Origin of the sequence: Mycobacterium lentiflavum (assembly GCF_022374895.2) — a bacterium.
Taxonomy (GTDB): Bacteria; Actinomycetota; Actinomycetes; order Mycobacteriales; family Mycobacteriaceae; genus Mycobacterium; species Mycobacterium lentiflavum.
In genome coordinates this window covers 2,094,060-2,109,818 of the sequence record NZ_CP092423.2, presented here as the reverse complement: position 1 = coordinate 2,109,818, position 15,759 = coordinate 2,094,060, and the positions used below count along the sequence as shown (strand labels likewise).

18 protein-coding genes are annotated in these 15,759 nt (G+C 67.7%); 10 read left to right on the top strand and 8 right to left on the bottom strand.

The genetic code is table 11. The features are described from left to right. Both cmtR and MJO58_RS10115 read left to right on the top strand, forming a co-directional pair. Positions 1 to 348 carry a Cd(II)/Pb(II)-sensing metalloregulatory transcriptional regulator CmtR gene (gene cmtR / locus MJO58_RS10120; RefSeq protein ID WP_090601358.1) on the top strand — a complete coding sequence of 116 codons (348 nt, stop codon included), beginning with the start codon at positions 1 to 3 and terminating at the stop codon, positions 346 to 348. Next, entirely contained in the window at positions 345 to 1,052 is a 708-nt protein-coding gene (locus tag MJO58_RS10115; RefSeq protein WP_239722745.1) for a cation efflux transmembrane domain-containing protein, read from the top strand. Before cmtR ends, MJO58_RS10115 begins: the two co-directional genes overlap by 4 nt. Positions 1,053 to 1,086: 34 nt before the next feature. Here MJO58_RS10115 and MJO58_RS10110 read toward each other — a convergent pair whose 3' ends face one another. Beyond that, positions 1,087 to 1,740: a hypothetical protein gene (locus tag MJO58_RS10110; RefSeq protein WP_239722744.1), complete on the bottom strand. Its 654-nt coding sequence runs from the start codon at positions 1,738 to 1,740 to the stop codon at positions 1,087 to 1,089. Positions 1,741 to 2,125: 385 nt separating this feature from the next. Further along, entirely contained in the window at positions 2,126 to 2,494 is a 369-nt protein-coding gene (locus MJO58_RS10105; RefSeq protein ID WP_090601355.1) for a DUF732 domain-containing protein, read from the bottom strand. A gap of 90 nt (positions 2,495 to 2,584) precedes the next feature. Here MJO58_RS10105 and MJO58_RS10100 point away from each other — a divergent pair, with 90 nt between their 5' ends. Beyond that, positions 2,585 to 3,196, top strand: a complete 612-nt coding sequence (locus tag MJO58_RS10100; RefSeq protein WP_239722743.1) for a hypothetical protein — start codon at positions 2,585 to 2,587, stop codon at positions 3,194 to 3,196. Between the two features lie 7 nt (positions 3,197 to 3,203). Here the strand turns inward: MJO58_RS10100 and MJO58_RS10095 are convergent, their stop codons facing one another. Next, on the bottom strand, positions 3,204 to 3,530 hold the full coding sequence (locus MJO58_RS10095; RefSeq protein WP_239722742.1) for a DUF732 domain-containing protein: 327 nt from the start codon (positions 3,528 to 3,530) through the stop codon (positions 3,204 to 3,206). A 233-nt stretch (positions 3,531 to 3,763) separates the two neighbouring features. On the opposite strand from MJO58_RS10095, the gene MJO58_RS10090 reads away from it, so the two are divergent. Next, the gene (locus MJO58_RS10090; RefSeq protein ID WP_090608734.1) at positions 3,764 to 4,282 is read left to right on the top strand and encodes a hypothetical protein; all 519 of its coding nucleotides are present in this window, start codon (positions 3,764 to 3,766) and stop codon (positions 4,280 to 4,282) included. Then, entirely contained in the window at positions 4,270 to 4,851 is a 582-nt protein-coding gene (locus MJO58_RS10085) for a GNAT family N-acetyltransferase (protein WP_090601352.1), read from the top strand. The genes MJO58_RS10090 and MJO58_RS10085 overlap by 13 nt, the downstream gene beginning before the upstream one ends. On the opposite strand, the gene zapE is transcribed toward MJO58_RS10085, so the two are convergent. Beyond that, on the bottom strand, positions 4,796 to 5,872 hold the full coding sequence (gene zapE, locus MJO58_RS10080; protein ID WP_239722741.1) for a cell division protein ZapE: 1,077 nt from the start codon (positions 5,870 to 5,872) through the stop codon (positions 4,796 to 4,798). The two genes, MJO58_RS10085 and zapE, sit on opposite strands and share 56 nt — an antisense overlap. 34 nt (positions 5,873 to 5,906) lie before the next feature. Between zapE and MJO58_RS10075 the strand changes: the two genes are divergently transcribed. The 5 genes from MJO58_RS10075 to MJO58_RS10055 all read left to right on the top strand — a co-directional run bounded on the left by MJO58_RS10075 (position 5,907) and on the right by MJO58_RS10055 (position 11,700). Beyond that, positions 5,907 to 6,695, top strand: coding sequence for a pyrimidine reductase family protein (locus MJO58_RS10075; protein WP_239722740.1), 789 nt, complete (start codon positions 5,907 to 5,909; stop codon positions 6,693 to 6,695). 104 nt (positions 6,696 to 6,799) lie between these two features. Further along, positions 6,800 to 8,380 (top strand): alpha/beta hydrolase, encoded by a 1,581-nt coding sequence (locus tag MJO58_RS10070; protein ID WP_090601349.1) that lies wholly within the window; start codon positions 6,800 to 6,802, stop codon positions 8,378 to 8,380. Positions 8,381 to 8,400: 20 nt separating this feature from the next. Continuing rightward, positions 8,401 to 9,747, top strand: a complete 1,347-nt coding sequence (aftC, locus tag MJO58_RS10065) for an arabinofuranan 3-O-arabinosyltransferase (RefSeq protein WP_239722739.1) — start codon at positions 8,401 to 8,403, stop codon at positions 9,745 to 9,747. A 27-nt stretch (positions 9,748 to 9,774) separates the two neighbouring features. Continuing rightward, positions 9,775 to 10,185, top strand: a complete 411-nt coding sequence (gene msrB, locus MJO58_RS10060) for a peptide-methionine (R)-S-oxide reductase MsrB (RefSeq protein WP_239723212.1) — start codon at positions 9,775 to 9,777, stop codon at positions 10,183 to 10,185. Positions 10,186 to 10,425: 240 nt separating this feature from the next. Continuing rightward, positions 10,426 to 11,700 (top strand): amidohydrolase family protein, encoded by a 1,275-nt coding sequence (locus MJO58_RS10055; RefSeq protein ID WP_239722738.1) that lies wholly within the window; start codon positions 10,426 to 10,428, stop codon positions 11,698 to 11,700. A gap of 125 nt (positions 11,701 to 11,825) precedes the next feature. On the opposite strand, the gene MJO58_RS10050 is transcribed toward MJO58_RS10055, so the two are convergent. From MJO58_RS10050 to hemE, 4 genes are read right to left on the bottom strand one after another with little or no spacing between them, the layout of a single operon-like run. Further along, entirely contained in the window at positions 11,826 to 12,578 is a 753-nt protein-coding gene (locus tag MJO58_RS10050; protein ID WP_239722737.1) for a class I SAM-dependent methyltransferase, read from the bottom strand. A 28-nt stretch (positions 12,579 to 12,606) separates the two neighbouring features. Beyond that, complete coding sequence (gene hemQ, locus MJO58_RS10045) at positions 12,607 to 13,302, bottom strand: hydrogen peroxide-dependent heme synthase (RefSeq protein WP_090601345.1); 696 nt, start codon at positions 13,300 to 13,302, stop codon at positions 12,607 to 12,609. 5 nt (positions 13,303 to 13,307) lie between these two features. Next, positions 13,308 to 14,684, bottom strand: a complete 1,377-nt coding sequence (locus tag MJO58_RS10040; RefSeq protein ID WP_239722736.1) for a protoporphyrinogen oxidase — start codon at positions 14,682 to 14,684, stop codon at positions 13,308 to 13,310. Continuing rightward, positions 14,681 to 15,730, bottom strand: coding sequence for a uroporphyrinogen decarboxylase (hemE, locus tag MJO58_RS10035; RefSeq protein WP_090601343.1), 1,050 nt, complete (start codon positions 15,728 to 15,730; stop codon positions 14,681 to 14,683). Before hemE ends, MJO58_RS10040 begins: the two co-directional genes overlap by 4 nt. Positions 15,731 to 15,759 lie beyond the last annotated feature (29 nt).

Genomic DNA, 15,759 nt, shown 5'->3' with positions numbered 1-15,759 from the left:
ATGCTGACGTGTGAGACGCGAGAATCGGCGCTGGCCCGGTTGGGGCGGGCGCTGGCGGATCCGACGCGATGCCGAATTCTGGTGGCGCTGCTCGACGGCGTGCGCTACCCCGGCGAATTGGCATCCAAGCTTGGCCTGACCCGGTCGAACGTGTCCAATCACCTGTCGTGCCTGCGTGGTTGCGGCTTGGTGGTGGCCAGCTACGAGGGACGGCAGGTCCGCTACGCATTGGCCGACGCGCACCTGGCCCGAGCGCTGAGCGAGCTGGTTCAGGTGGTGCTCGCCGTAGACACCGACCAGCCGTGCCTAAACGAGTCCGCCGCCGGCAAGACGGGTGCGGCGCGATGACCGATAGCGATGCCCCAGGCCAGGTTGGCCCCATGCTGCCGCTCTCGGCACCGCAGGCCGATTGCTGCAATGACGGATGCTGCAGCACCGAGACCACGAGCCTTGTTGAGCCGCAACGGCGTGCCGTGCTATCGCGACGGGTGCGCCTGCTGGTCACGGCGACGATCACCTACAACATCATCGAGGCGATCGTCGCGCTCTCGGCCGGGGCGGTGGCCTCGTCGGCCGCGCTGATCGGGTTCGGGCTGGACTCCGTGATCGAAGTCTCCTCGGCCGCCGCCGTCTACTGGCAGTTCTCCGGACATGACCCCGAGGCCCGCGAACGCGCGGCATTGCGGGTCATTGCGCTGTCATTCTTCGCCTTGGCGATTTACGTGACGGTCGAATCCATCCGTGCCCTGGCCGGCGGCCAGACCGCTGGATCATCCACTGCCGGAATCGTTTTGGCGGCCGTGTCGCTGGTGGTCATGCCGCTGCTGTCCTACGCGCAGCGCCGTGCCGGGCGCGAGCTGGGTTCGGCCAGCGCGGTCGCGGATTCGAACCAGACCCTGCTGTGCACCTACCTTTCCGGCGTGCTGCTGGTAGGGCTGCTGCTGAACTACCTGTTCGACTGGGCGTGGGCAGATCCCGTGGTGGCATTGGTGATTGCCGCCGTGGCGATCCGGGAGGGCCGCACCGCCTGGCGCGGCGAGCGCTGCTGCTGATCTGAAATACGCTGCGCCGCAGTGTATTCGATGCCTACCCGGGCAGTCCGGCCTTGATGGCTGCGTCCTGCTTGCGGGCTACGTCGAGCGCGATCTCCGGCGGCACCGGGTCATTGGGCGCACCTTCGAACTCGATGAGCGCGACGACCTTGCCTTCGCCGAAGATCACCGACGTCTTCGCCTTATTGCCGTCGGCGGAGGGCCCCGAAACGATCGTGCCGCCGACGCCCACGTCGACCGGCGCCGGCGTTCCGCCCTTGATGGCGCCGCTCTGCGGGTCGGTGTAGGACTTGGTGAGCGAGTCGCGGTCCTTGTCCGCCGCACCGGGGTCGGGGTACACCAGCAACGAGTCGACGACGCTACGCGAACCGGCCTGGTTGGTGAACACACCCTCGATGCCCGGCGCCGGATCGGTCAGTTGCCGCGTTTTGGGTCCGGTGAAACTGTCCCCCGGCACCACGATGTCGGTGGCCTTGAGCAGCAGGTTGCTGTAGTCCTGCGCGGCAGCGCTGGTCGACGTCGGAGCCGCCGACGACGAGGACGCCGCCGAGGAACTCGTCGTCGACGATTTCGACGACGACGACGACGAGGGGTTGGACGACTTGTCGCTGCCGCACCCCGTCACCGCGACGCCGACCACCAAAGTGGTTGCCGCCAGACCAGCTGCCGCCACCGATACCTTCTTCACGATTGGCTCCCTTGACTGTCATCCCGATTTGCTAGCGTCTCGCGAAACATAGCGGATTGCCCGATTAACAAATCACACCCCGGCCCGCAGCGCTACCACGAAGCCGTAAGCGGCATTGCGGGCATGTGAACGGCGTGCGGCCCACTTGGCCCCGGCGGAACCGGTCACGCATTTGCGGGTCGTTCTGCCACCACAGCCCCGAGGCAGCGGCCTGTTCGGGGTCGAGTCGCTGATCCGGCCCCCACGAGCGATGCAATGTCGAGTAGTACGCAGTTGCTGCGCGCAACGGGATCCGCCTTGCAGCCGGGCGCAGAAGTAACCAATGTCGGCGGGCCCGAATCAACGGGCATGGCGCACGGCGTATTGCGGCTTAGCCCGCGCCCGGTTACGGAGTGCCGTCAGGCTTGGGTCCTCGCCCCTCGCCGGTCAGGTAATGCGGGCAATACGAACCGGCCGCGATGGCCGTGAACTTGGCCGCGCCGTTGTCGGCGAATCCCGGATTGCGCAGCTGGAGGTTGTTGACGATTTCCTGGTCGGTATGGCCCGCGTCCACCAGTGAGCACACCGTTTTGCCGGCGGATATCGCGGCAGCCGGGTCCTGGAAGGTGAGCCCGGCGTCTTTGAGCTCCTTGAGGAAGTTGGCATCGGCGGCCGGATCCGGTTCGGGGCTGGGACTCGGGCTGGGGTCGGCGTGCGCCGGAACCGCCAGGACAATCGTGAAAGCGAAGCTGAGCAGCATCACGAGACGTCTCATAAGTTCAAAATTCTCCCAGAGTTGCTGGGAACACGCATCCCGCCTAGTTGCCCGGGCGAGCCGACGGCGGATGGTGTTGGCTAGGACGACGTGGCTGCCATCTTGATTGTTCTCGATGTCTTTGTCGGCATCATCGCCGTGGTCGGGCTGTTGTTCACGTGGAATCAACTGCGGGCACGCCGCCGCAGGTCGGGCGCCAACGGCGTCGTCCTGGTTGTCGATCGGCTCACCCCGCGCCGAAGGAACATCGCCCGTGTGCAAGTGAGCCTGCGCATGGTCGGACCCACCGTGCGCTACGAGGTGGGCCTGGATCTGGAAGCAGACGGCAAGGCGTTCGACGTGTCGACGCCCAAGCCCGAGATGCGTCCGTCGATGGGCTGCGAGGACGCCGAAATGTATTGGGGTTTCGAGGTTTCCGAAGACGAGCTCGACAATGTCTGGGTCATCGCCTCGTGGATGTCGACCGAGAACTCCGACTTGCGGATGGCCGCGCTGGCGTCGAACCTGGGCACGGCGCGAACCTACGAGTGGCGATGGGCGGCCGACTTTCGCGTCTCACGCGCCGGCCATTGGCGCAGGCGCCGCAGCCCGACGACTCCCCCGCGCACCGTGGCCGGGATGGGGCCGCTGGAACTGGGCCGGGCCCCCGGGCGGGGTCGCGCAGTGCGGCCCGCGGCCGAGCCCCCCGAAGGCGACAACTAGCGCGTCGTTATTGAGGAGCGGTGGTCGAGGTGGTGTGCGGCAGCGATGCGGGGCAATAGGCCGAGGCCGCGATCGCCGCGAACTTCGCCGCATTCTCCTCGCGCAGTCCGGGGTTACGGTCTTCCACGGTCTTGACGACGTCCACCATCTGCGTGCCCTGGCCGACCGCCTGGCACACCCACTTGCCCGCCGCGATCGCCCGGCCCGGGTCCGGGAAGGTGACGCCGGACGCCGTCAGCGCGGCGAGGAATTGGTCATCCATAGCGTCGGCGTACGCGGGGGCGGCCGTGCCGACCATGGCGACGGCGCTTGCCAGCATCACGAGGCGTCTCATAGCCCCATGATCGTCGCAGACCAGCGGCAAATTCGCATCCCACTGCCGGCAGACCCGGCACAGGGTTCCGGACGCTTCACCCCGGCCGGGTGGAGTCGGAGCTGATGGCCGCACTCGAGTCGCTCACCGGCGACAAAACGCGCCGCCGCGACCGACCCGGGCGCTGGTCAAGGCGGCTGACCGGGCGGTGCGACCCCTCCCGTCGGGCGCATTCGATGTGCAATTATTCGAAGATGCGCCGCTGGCTGATCGTCCTGTCGACCTTGCTCATCGCCGCCGCGAGCACGGCCGGCGTTGCCGCTGCGCCTGCGCGGGCGCAGGACGCGCCGATCGGTCACATCGGCGACACCCTGCGGGTAGACACCGGCACCTACATCGCCGACGTCACCGTCAGCAGCGTGACGCCCTGCGATCCACCGCCCGGGTTCGGCTACACCCGCAGCGGCGTTCCCATCAAAAGCTTCCCCGGCAGCACCCCCAACCGCGCCGACGTGACGGTCCGCGCGATTCAGGTGCCCAACCCGTTCATCATGGCGACCGCGTTCAGCTTCGACGGGGTGACTCCGTTCGCCGACGCCTACAAACCACGCGCCTCCGACGCACCTGACGCGTTGGACAACGTGCTCACCAACGCACCGAACGGCGCGACCGTGCGCGGCGGGGTGTATTGGGACGCCTACCGCGATCCGGTCTCCAACGTCGTGCTGCTGGACCGCAAGACCGGCAAGCATCTCGCTCAGTGGAACCTCTGACGCTAGCCATCCAGCGTGTCGCGACGGATTCCGTCGACGTCACAGAGCTGGCTAACGTTGCGGCCCTTACCTTTCCGTTGGCGTGCCCGCCCACGGCAACGCCCGAGAACATCGCGTCGTTCGTCGACGCCAACCTGTCGCCCGACCGCTTCGTCGACTATCTCAATGACCCGCAACGGGCCATTCTCACCGCGCGGCGCGACGACCGGATTGTCGGCTACGCCATGCTTGTGCGCGGCGTCTCCGACCACCCGGGCGTGCAGCAGGCGGTCGAAATCCGCCCGGCCGCAGAGCTATCCAAGTTGTATGTGCTGCCCGACTACCACGGCAGCGGGGCGTCGGCGGCGCTGATGGAAAGCGCGCTGGCGGTCACGGCCGACTGGGGCGTGCGCTGCGTGTGGCTGGGCGTCAGCAAGGCAAACCAACGTGCACAACGCTTTTACGCCAAGAGTGGATTTAAGATCAACGGCAGAAGGACGTTTCAAGTCGGCGATCACCTGGAAAACGACTACGTCATGATCCGCGAGTTTGGGTCGCCGCGGCCGTCAGCGCCAGCAACCGAGAGATAGCCCGCAAGTACTTCTTTCGGTAGCCACCGGCCAACATCTCGTCACTGAAGATGGTGTCCAGTTTCGCGCCGGAGGCCACCACCGGAACGCCGGCGTCGTACAGGCGATCGGTCAGCGACACCAGTCGCAGCGCCACGTTCTGGTCGTCGACGCCGTGCACGCCCGTCAGAAACACCGCCGTCACACCGTCGATCAGCGTCAGATACCGCGACGGGTGCATGGTCGCCAAATGCGCACACAGGGAATCGAAGTCGTCCAGTGTCGCCCCGGCCACGTTGGTGGCGCGCGCGACGACCTCGTCGTCGGACGGCGGCTGCGGCGCCGGCGGCAGGCCGCGGTGCCGATAGTCCGGTCCCTCGATCCGCACGGTCGTGAAAATGCTTGCCAGCGTGTTGATCTCGCGCAGAAAATCCTGTGCGGCAAACCGCCCCTGCCCCAGCTGCTCCGGCAGCGTGTTGGAGGTGGCGGCCACCGACACTCCCCGCTCGACCAACGACGACAGCAGCCGCGAGATCAGCGTGGTGTTGCCCGGATCGTCGAGTTCGAACTCGTCGATGCACACCGCGGTGTAGTCGGCCAGCAGATCGATGCATTCGGTAAACCCGAACACCCCGGCCAGCTGGGTCAGCTCCCCGAACGTCGCGAATGCCTTGGGATGCTCCGGCACACCCGGCCCCGACCCAGGCAGTTGGTAGTAGGCCGAGGCCAGCAGATGCGTCTTGCCGACCCCGAATCCGCCGTCCAGGTAGATGCCCACGCCGGGCAGCACCGCCCGCTTACCGAACAGCTTTCGTCGGCCCGCACGCCGCTCCTGCGCCTGACGGCAGAAGTCCTGACACGCCACCAGGGCGGCGGCCTGACTCGGTTCCGCCGGATCCGGGCGATAGGTCCCGAAGCTGACGTCGGCGAACGTTGGCGGAGGCCGTAATTGGGCGATCAGCCGTTCGGGCGACACGCTCGGATGCCGATCCACCAGATGTTCCACGCCCGCGAGACCATCCGCGGACGTGGACCCATGCATGCGAAAACTTTAACGGCGTGCTGAGATCGTCCTCATGCCCGAGTCAGGCACCGGCAGAGCCGCCGACAACTCGTTGACCCTGCTCGGATCGGGGCGCGAACTCGACGAGGGCGAACTCCCCCGGCTCTACGCCTACCCGGACGGGGACAAGACCTGGGTGCGGGCGAATTTCATCAGCAGCATCGACGGCGGCGCCACCGCCGAGGGCAAGAGCGGCTCGATGGCCGGGCCCGGTGACCGGTTGATCTTCTTGCTGCTGCGCGAGCTCGCGGACGTCATCGTCGTCGGCGCGGGCACCGTGCGGATCGAGGGCTATTCCGGCGCGCACGCGGGCATCGCCGAGCGGCAACGCCGGCAGGCTCGCGGCCAGACCGAAGTGCCGCAATTGGCCATCGTCACCAGATCCGGTCGCCTGGAACGGGAGATGGGGGTGTTCACCCGTACCGAGGTGCCGCCGCTGGTGCTCACCTGCACGGCCGCGGCCGACGAAACCCGCCGCTTCCTCGGCGACCTGGCCGAAGTGATCGACTGTTCCGGAAGCGATCCCGACACGGTCGACGAGCGCGCGCTGCTGGCGATTCTGCGGGCCCGCGGAATGCGTCGAGTGCTGACCGAAGGCGGGCCGATGCTGCTGGGCGCGTTGATGCAACGGGACCTGCTCGACGAGCTGTGCCTGACGATCGCGCCGTTTGTCGTCGGCGGGCTGGCCCGGCGCATCGCCACGGGTCCCGGTCAGTCGCTGACCCGGATGGACTGCACCCACATCCTCAGCGACCACGCGGGCTACCTGTACACGCGCTACGTGCGGAATCGGCCCTCTTAGACCGGTGCGCCCCGCGCTTGGGGGCGAGGTGGCGGCACCCCCAGCCGCGAAAGCGGCCGGGGGTGAAGCGGGCCATCGTGCCGAGCCGGGTGATACCGCGCGGTATGGCTACTGTGGTCGGCATGAGTCGGCACATCAGGTCCGCGACCGCCGTGGTCGCGGTGACCGCGCTGTTGACCGCCTGCGTTCCGGGCCTGGCCGCCGACCCGCGCTTCGCGACCAACTCCGGTGCCCGGCCACAGGGCGCCGCCACGACCAAGCCGCCGCCCGCCGGTCCGCCGCCGATCGCCGCCCCCAAGAACGACTTGTCGTGGCGCGACTGCACGTCGAAGGTGTTCAACGACGCCGGCGTGCGCAACGCCCCGGTCGGCGTGCGGCTGGATTGCGCGAACTACGACGCCGATCTCGACCCGGTCAACGGCGGATCGGGGACGGTTTCCGTCGGCGTGGTGCGTGCCCGGTCGAACCAGACCCCGAAGGACGCCGGCCCCGTCGTCTTCACGACGGGCTCCGACCTGCCGTCGTCGACGCAGTTGCCGGTCTGGCTCTCGCGGTCGGGCAACGATCTGCTGCAGGCCCACCCGATCGTCGCCGTGGACCGCCGCGGCATCGGCATGTCGGCCGCGATCGATTGCCGGGATCGCGCCGACCGTCAGGCGATGCGCGATCAGGCGCAATTCCAGAGCGGCGACGACCCGGTCGCTAATCTGTCCGACATCTCCAACAACGCGACGACGAGCTGCACCGACGCGATTGCGCCGGGTGACACTGCCTACGACAACTCGCATGCCGCCTCGGACATCGAACGTCTGCGCAGCCTCTGGGACGTGCCGGGGGTCGCGTTGCTCGGCGTCGGCAACGGCGCTCAGGTAGCGCTGACCTACGCATCGTCGCGACCCGACAAGGTCGCCCGGCTGATCCTCGACTCGCCAATTGCGTTGGGCGTCAACGCCGAAGCGGCCGCCGAACAACGGGTCAAGGGCCAGCAGGCCGCGCTCGACGCGTTCGCCGCGCAATGCATCGCGGTGAACTGCGCACTGGGTCCCGATCCCAAGGGTGCCGTCAGCGCGCTGCTGGCCGATGCCCGGGCCGGCCGAGGGCCCGGCGGCGCCTCGCTGGCCGAGGTCGTCAACGCGATCACCGTCGCGCTGGGCTTCCCGTCCGGCGGCCGCGTCAACGCCACGACGACCCTGGCCAACGCGCTGGCCGCGGCCCGCTCCGGCGACACCAATCAGCTGACCAGCCTGATCAACCACGCCGATGCCACCCAGGACACCGACGGTCAGTTCGTCAGCTCCTGCAGCGACGCGATCAACCGTCCGACCCCGGACCGGATCCGTGAACTCGTGGTTGCCTGGGGCAAGCTTTATCCGCAGTTCGGCACGGTCGCGGCGCTCAACTTGGTCAAGTGCGTGCACTGGCCCACGATCTCGCCGCCGGCACCGCCGAAGGAACTCAAGGTCGACGTCGTGTTGCTGGGCGTGCAGAGCGACCCGATCGTCGGCTCCGAAGGCGTGGCCCAGACGGCGGCCACGATCATCAACGCGGGCGCGGCCAGCCGCCGCGTGATGTGGCAGGGCATCGGCCACGGGGCGAGCATCTACACGCCCTGCGCGATCCCGCCGCTGGTCGGCTATCTCAACAGCGGCAAGCTGCCCGGAACCGACACATACTGTCCCGCCTGAGCTGACGGCCCCGCGCCGCGGTGTACGGTGCGCTGGTGACGGCAGCTGACTCGACTCGGACCGGCCTGCGCGATCGGGTGCTGGCCGCCTTCCGTCCCCGCTCTGGGCCCCCCAGTACGGCGACGATTGTGCGGTCCGCGCTGTGGCCGGCGGCGATCTTTTCGGTGCTGCACCGCAGCATCGTGATCACCACCAACGGCAATATCACCGACGACTTCAAGCCGGTCTACCGGGCGGTGCTGAACTTCCGGCAAGGCTGGGACATCTACAACGAGCACTTCGACTACGTCGACCCGCACTACCTGTATCCGCCCGGCGGCACACTGCTGATGGCGCCCTTCGGCTACCTGCCGTTCGCGCCGTCGCGCTACCTGTTCATCCTGATCAACACGATCGCGATCCTGATCGCCTGGTACTTGTTGCTGCGGCTGTTCAAATTCACGCTGGCCTCGGTGGCGGCCCCGGCCCTGCTGCTGGCCATGTTCTGCACCGAGACCGTGACGAACACGCTGGTGTTCACCAACATCAACGGCTGCGTGCTGCTCGCCGAGATGCTCTTTCTGTGGTGGCTGCTGGATGGGAAGCAGCACCATCAGTGGTGGGCCGGTTTGGTGATCGGGCTGACGCTCACGTTGAAACCGGTGCTGCTCCCGCTGCTACTGCTGCCGCTGCTCAATCGCCAGTGGCGGGCGCTGGTGCCGGCGTTCGCGGTTCCGATCGTCATCAATGTTGCCGCGTGGCCGTTGGTCGCCGATCCGATGGACTTCGTCACGAAAACGGTGCCGTACTTCCTGGGCACCCGGGACTACTTCAACAGCTCCATCGAGGGCAACGGTCTGTACTTCGGCCTGCCCACCTGGCTGATTGTGTTCCTGCGGCTGCTGTTCACGGGGCTGGCGATCGGCGCGATCTGGCTGCTGTACCGCTACTACCGCACCCGCGACCCGCTGTTCTGGTTCACCACCTCGGCGGGTGTGCTGCTGCTGTGGTCGTGGCTGGCCCTGTCGCTGTCGCAGGGCTACTACTCGATGATGCTGTTCCCGTTCCTGATGACGGTCGTGCTGCCCAACTCCACGATCCGCAATTGGCCGGCCTGGCTGGGGATCTACGGCTTCATGACGCTGGACCGGTGGCTGCTGTTCAACTGGATGCGATGGGGCCGGGCGCTGGAATACCTCAAGATCACCTACGGCTGGTCGTTGCTGCTGATCGTGGTGTTCACGGTGCTCTACTTCCGCTACTGCGACGCCAAGGCCGAAAACCGGCTGGACGGCGGGATCGATCCCGCCTGGCTGGCATCCAAGGGCGAGCACGACGCGGCGATCGCGAGCGCGGCGCAGCCGGGCGCGGCGGGTCACCTCCATTAGGGCTAGCGTGAAGATATGACTTCCGACGTGTCGCAGCCCAAATTGCAGCTGACCGACGACGAGTGGCGCAAGAAACTGACTCCCGAGGAGTTTGCGGTGCTGCGTCGCGCGGGCACCGAACGCCCGTTCGTCGGTGAGTACACCGACACCAAAACCGCGGGCGTCTACCAGTGCCGGGCTTGCGGAGCAGAGCTGTTCCGCAGCACGGAGAAATTCGACTCGCACTGCGGCTGGCCGTCGTTCTTCGATCCGGCCAAGTCGGATGCGGTGATCCTGCGGCCCGACCATTCGATGGGCACGACACGCACCGAGGTGCTCTGCGCGAACTGCCACAGTCACCTCGGTCACGTGTTCGCCGGCGAGGGTTACCCGACGCCGACGGATCAGCGCTACTGCATCAACTCGATCTCGCTGCGCCTGGTGCCGACCGGGGCCTAGCCCGTCGGCTCTGGGTTCTGGTGCGCACCGGGGGCGTTGAGCGTGCGCCGAGGGCGTTGAGCGTGCGCCGAGGGCGTTGAGCGTGCGCCGAGGGCGCAAAATCGGCGGAATTCGCGCCCTGGCCGCACACTCGTCGCACGCGTGGCTACCGTCTGATCGCATGCTTTCGCCGCGGCGTCGGCTGCTGTACCGTTGCCCCAACAGTATGGCCCACAGCCAACCATCGGGAAGCGGGCGCACATGACCAAAGACGACATGATCCTGATCAGCGTCGACGACCATATCGTCGAACCACCGGACATGTTCAAGGACCACTTGCCGAAGAAGTACCTCGAAGAGGCGCCGCGGTTGGTGCACAACCCAGATGGCAGTGATAGCTGGCAATTTCGCGACGTGGTGATCCCGAATGTCGCGCTCAACGCGGTGGCGGGGCGCCCAAAGGAGGAGTACGGGCTCGAACCGCAGGGGCTCGACGAGATCCGGCCCGGCTGCTGGCAGGTCGACGAGCGGATCAAGGACATGAACGCGGGCGGAATCTTCGCCTCGATCTGCTTCCCGACGTTTCCCGGGTTCGCCGGCCGGTTGTTCGCCAACGAGGACCACGAGTTCGGCCTGGCCCTGCTGCGGGCCTACAACGACTGGCATGTCGAGCAGTGGTGCGGGGCGTACCCGGCACGGTTCATCCCGATGTGCCTGCCGGTGATCTGGGACGCCGAGGCATGCGCGGCCGAGGTGCGACGCAACGCCAATCGCGGCGTGCACGCGCTGACGTTCACCGAAAACCCTGCGGCGATGGGGTATCCGAGTTTTCACGATGACTACTGGACCCCGCTCTGGAAAGCCCTGTGCGACACCGACACGGTGATGAACGTGCACATCGGCTCGTCGGGAAAGCTGGCGATCACCGCGGCGGATGCACCGATGGATGTGATGATCACGCTGCAGCCGATGAACATCGTGCAGGCGGCCGCGGACCTGCTGTGGTCGGCGCCGATCAAGAAATACCCCGATCTCAAGATCGCCCTGAGCGAGGGCGGCACCGGGTGGATTCCCTACTTCCTGGAGCGCGCCGACCGCACCTACGAGATGCATTCGACGTGGACCCACCAGGACTTCGGCGGCAAGCTGCCCAGCGAGGTATTCCGCGAGCACTTCCTGACCTGCTTCATCAGCGATCAGGTCGGCGTCCAGCTGCGACACCAAATCGGCATCGACAACATCGCGTGGGAGGCCGATTACCCGCACAGCGATTCGATGTGGCCCGGGGCGCCCGAACAGTTGTGGGATGTGCTCAGCGACAACGGAGTTGCGGAATCTGACATCAACAAGATCACCCACGAAAACGCCATGCGCTGGTATTCCTTTGACCCGCAGCATCCGCGCGAGCAGGCCACCGTCGGCGCCCTACGCCGGGCGGCCGAAGGCCATGACGTCTCGGTGCGCGCGCTGAGCCATCACCAGAAGGGTGAGCGGGAGGCCAACGCGCTGGCCGAGGCGACCCGCGGCAACCAATAGCGCGCAGTTGACCGTGCGCTGACGGCCTCGAGTGTGCGGTGCGGGCGCCGGGTTGCACGCAGGTCGGGAATCGCTGAAATTCGCGCCCTGGCGTCACAGTCAACGGGCCGGACGCCAAAGGCCGGTCAGTCCGCGCGGGTGGCGTGCACTTCCCAGAACGGCGCGTGTACCCGGCCGCCCTTGAGCCAAGGCTCCATCGCGCGGTACCGCTTCAGCATGTCCTCGGCGTGCTCGGCCATGTCGGGATTGCGCTTGGCCATCATCTCGATGCTCTCCGCGCTGACGTTGACCTGGTAGGTAGTGGTGCCCAGGTAGGTGATCTCCCAGCCGCCGGCCGGAAGCACGTCGCGAAAGTCCTTCTCGGACAACGACCGCATCATCGTAAACCCGTTGACGTCGTGCGCGCCGAACTCGAACATGTAGAGCCGCGCGCCCGGCTTGGTGGCCCGCCACAGCGCGTGCGCGTAGGACTGCGCAAGCTCGGGCTCGCTGCTGAAGGTGTGATAGAACGCGCAGTCCACCACGGTGTCGAACCGGTTCTCCAGGCCTGCCAGCTTGGTGGCATCGGCCAGCTCGAAATCGACTGTCACACCGGCCTTTTGGGCGTTTTCGCGGGCCCGCTCCAGGGCGCTCGCGGACCCGTCGATGCCGGTCGCCGAGTAGCCCTTGGAAGCGTAGTAGATCGCGTGATGGCCGGGACCTGTCCCTGGGTCGAGCACCTCACCCTTGATTGCGCCCAGTGCGACCAGCTGCTGGACCACCGGCTGCGGGCCGCCGATGTCCCACGGTGTGGCGGTGGGCAGGCCGTGCGACGTTCGCTCGTCGCGGTACATCTCTTCGAAACGGGTGGGATCGTTCGGGTCGAAATCGGTTGTCATATCTCCCCCTTCGTTTGTGGATCGCCGGTCACGGCAGGGCGTTCACCAACTGCTCGATGGGCACCCGCGGCCCGGTGAAGAACGGCGTCTCCTCGCGGGTGTGCCGGCGCGCGTCGGTGGCGCGCAATTCGCGCATTAGGTCGACGATGCGGTGCAGTTCGGGTGCCTCGAAGGCCAGGATCCATTCGTAGTCACCGAGCGCGAACGCCGGAACGGTGTTGGCGCGGACGTCCTTGTACTCGCGTGCGGCCATGCCGTGTTCGGCCAGCATGCGGCGGCGTTCCTCCTCGGGCAGCAAGTACCACTCGTAGGACCGCACGAACGGATACACGCAGATGTAGGCGCCGGGTTCCTCGCCGGCCAGGAACGCCGGGATGTGGCTCTTGTTGAACTCCGCCGGCCGGTGCAGCGCCACACTGCTCCACACCGGCGCGCTGACCTGGCCCAGGGCGGTGGTGCGGCGGAAATCGGCGTAGGTGGCTTGCAGTGCCTCGACGCGCTCGGCGTGCGTCCAGATCATGAAGTCGGCGTCGGCCCGCAGACCGGCGACGTCGTAGAGGCCGCGCACCACGACACCGCGTTCCTCCTGCTGCTTGAAAAACCGCGTCGCGTCGTCGATTACGGCTTCACGGTGTTCGCCGAGCTCGCCGGGCTCCACCGAGTACACCGAGAACATCAGATAGCGAATCGTGGAGTTCAGGGCGTCAAAGTCGATCTTGGCCATGAGACCTATCGTGCCACTTCCGGGTTGGCGGCCTCGATGGCCCTGATCACACGCTCGACGGCCTTGCCCGCCGCGCCGATGCAGGCCGGCACACCGATCCCGTCCAGATAGCTGCCCGCCACGGCCAACGTCGCCGGCAGCCCGTCTCGCAGTCGCGCGACCACCTCGGCGTGACCCGGCCCGTACTGCGGCATCGCCTCGATCCACCGCTGCACACGGGCGTCCACCGGCTCGACGGCCAGCCCGAACACGGTGGCCAGGTCGTCGACCGCCCAGGCCAGGAGCTCCTCGTCGGAGGCGGTGGCGGCCAGCTGGTCGCCGAATCGCCCGAACGACACCCGCAGGAATTGGAGGTCACCCGGGATGCCCCATTTGCGCGACGACAGGGTGATCGCCTTGCCCCGCAACTGCTCACCGCTGGCTACCAGCACGCCCGAGCACGCCGGGAACGCGGTATCGCCGGGCACGGCGAGCGCCACTACCACCGCCGACGCACTCGTGATGCGGCGCGCGGCGGCGAACGTCTCCGGCGCCACGCGAGAGATCAGGCGTGCCAGCCGCGGCGCGGGGATCGCCAGGATCACCGCGTCGGCACTCCAGACGGCCCCGGTGTCATCGCGCAGCGTCCAGCCGTGTCCGGCACGCTCGAGCCGGTCCACCGCGGCGCGAACCCACCGCGGCCGGGCGCGCGCGACGAGCTCGTCGAGCAGCACCTGATAGCCGCCGTCCAGCGCACCGAACACCGGCATGCCCGTCGCCGGCGGCAGCGCCTGCCGTACCGCGTCGGTCAGGCTGGTGGCGCCGCGATCCAATGCCGCCGCAACGCTGGGGGCCGCGGCGCGCAGGCCGATCGTGGCCGCCGAGCCCGCATACACCCCGCTCAGCAGCGGATCGACGGATCGCGCCACGGTCTGCTCGCCGAACCGGTCGCCCACCAATTCCGCTGCGGCCGGGTCGCTTCCGGGCTGCCAATCCAGCGGCCGGCCCGGCTCGGCGTCGATGCGCGCGATGGTGTCGTCGTCGACCAGTCCGGCCACCGACGCCGCCGACGAGGGAATCCCGACGACCGTGCCCGCCGGCAGCGGGTGCAGCCGTCGCTGGCTGTAGATCAACGGCCGGGCACCGGTGGTGCCGAGCTGACGGTCGGACAGGCCCAGTTCGGCCAGCAGTTCCGGCATCTCGGGCCGGCGCAGCACGAACGCCTCGGCGCCCAGGTCCATCGCCCGCCCGCCCAGCTGCTCGGTGCGCAAGATCCCGCCGAGCCGCTCGCCCGGTTCGAACAGCGTGATGTTCGCGTCGTCCCCCGCCGCCATCCGCAGCCGGTAGGCCGCCGTCAGACCGGAAATTCCGCCGCCCACAACACAATACGACCGCGGGGTCATAACGAGTGGACCAGCGACACCAGGTCGGTCAGCACGCCGGGGTCGGTCTCGGGCAGCACTCCGTGACCGAGATTGAAGACGTGGCCCGCGGCCCCGGCGTCGACGGCGCGACGGCCATCGTCGACGACGGCGCGCGCCGCGCGCTCCACTACCGGCCAGCCCGCCAGCAACACCACCGGGTCGAGGTTGCCCTGCAGCGCCGTGCCGGACCGCACCCTGGCCGCGGCGTCGGTGAGCGAGGTGCGCCAATCGACGCCGACGACCGTCGGGCCCGCTTCGCCCATCGCGCCCAGCAGTTCCGCCGTCCCGACCCCGAAATGCGTCATCGGCAAGCCGTATTCGGCAAGCGTCGCGAACACCCGGCTGCTGTGCGGCAGCACGTATTGGCGGTAATCGGCCAGCGACAACGTTCCCGCCCACGAGTCGAACAGCTGAATGGCGTCCACCCCGGCGCCGATCTGGCCGCGCAGGAATTCCACGGTGAGATCGGTGAGCTTCGACATCAGCGCGTGCCAGCTGGCCGGCTCGGCCAGCATCATCGCCTTGGTGCGGGCGTGGTTACGGCTGGGGCCGCCTTCGACCAGATAGGACGCCAGCGTGAAGGGCGCACCGGCGAAACCGATCAGCGGCACCGCGCCCAGCGCGTCGACGAGTAGCGAAACCGCCCGGCAGACCGGCTGAATCGCTTGCGGTTCAAGCGGTTTCATCGCCTCGATATCGGCGTCGGTGCGGATCGGGTGTGCGATCACCGGTCCGACGTCGGGGACGATGTCCAAGTCGATGCCCGCGGCGCGCAGCGGAACCACGATGTCGGAGAACAAGATCGCGGCGTCGACGTCATGGCGCCGGATCGGTTGCAGGGTGATCTCGCAGACCACCTCGGGCTCAAAACACGCCGCCAGCATGCTGTGTTGCTGACGCAAGGCGCGATATTCGGGCAGCGAACGCCCGGCCTGCCGCATGAACCACACCGGCACCCGGGCGGGTTTGCGGCCGGTGACGGCAGCCAGGTAGGGCGACTCGGGAAGGTCGCGACGCGTACTCATCGACCTCAATGCTGCCACGGGGGCCCGGC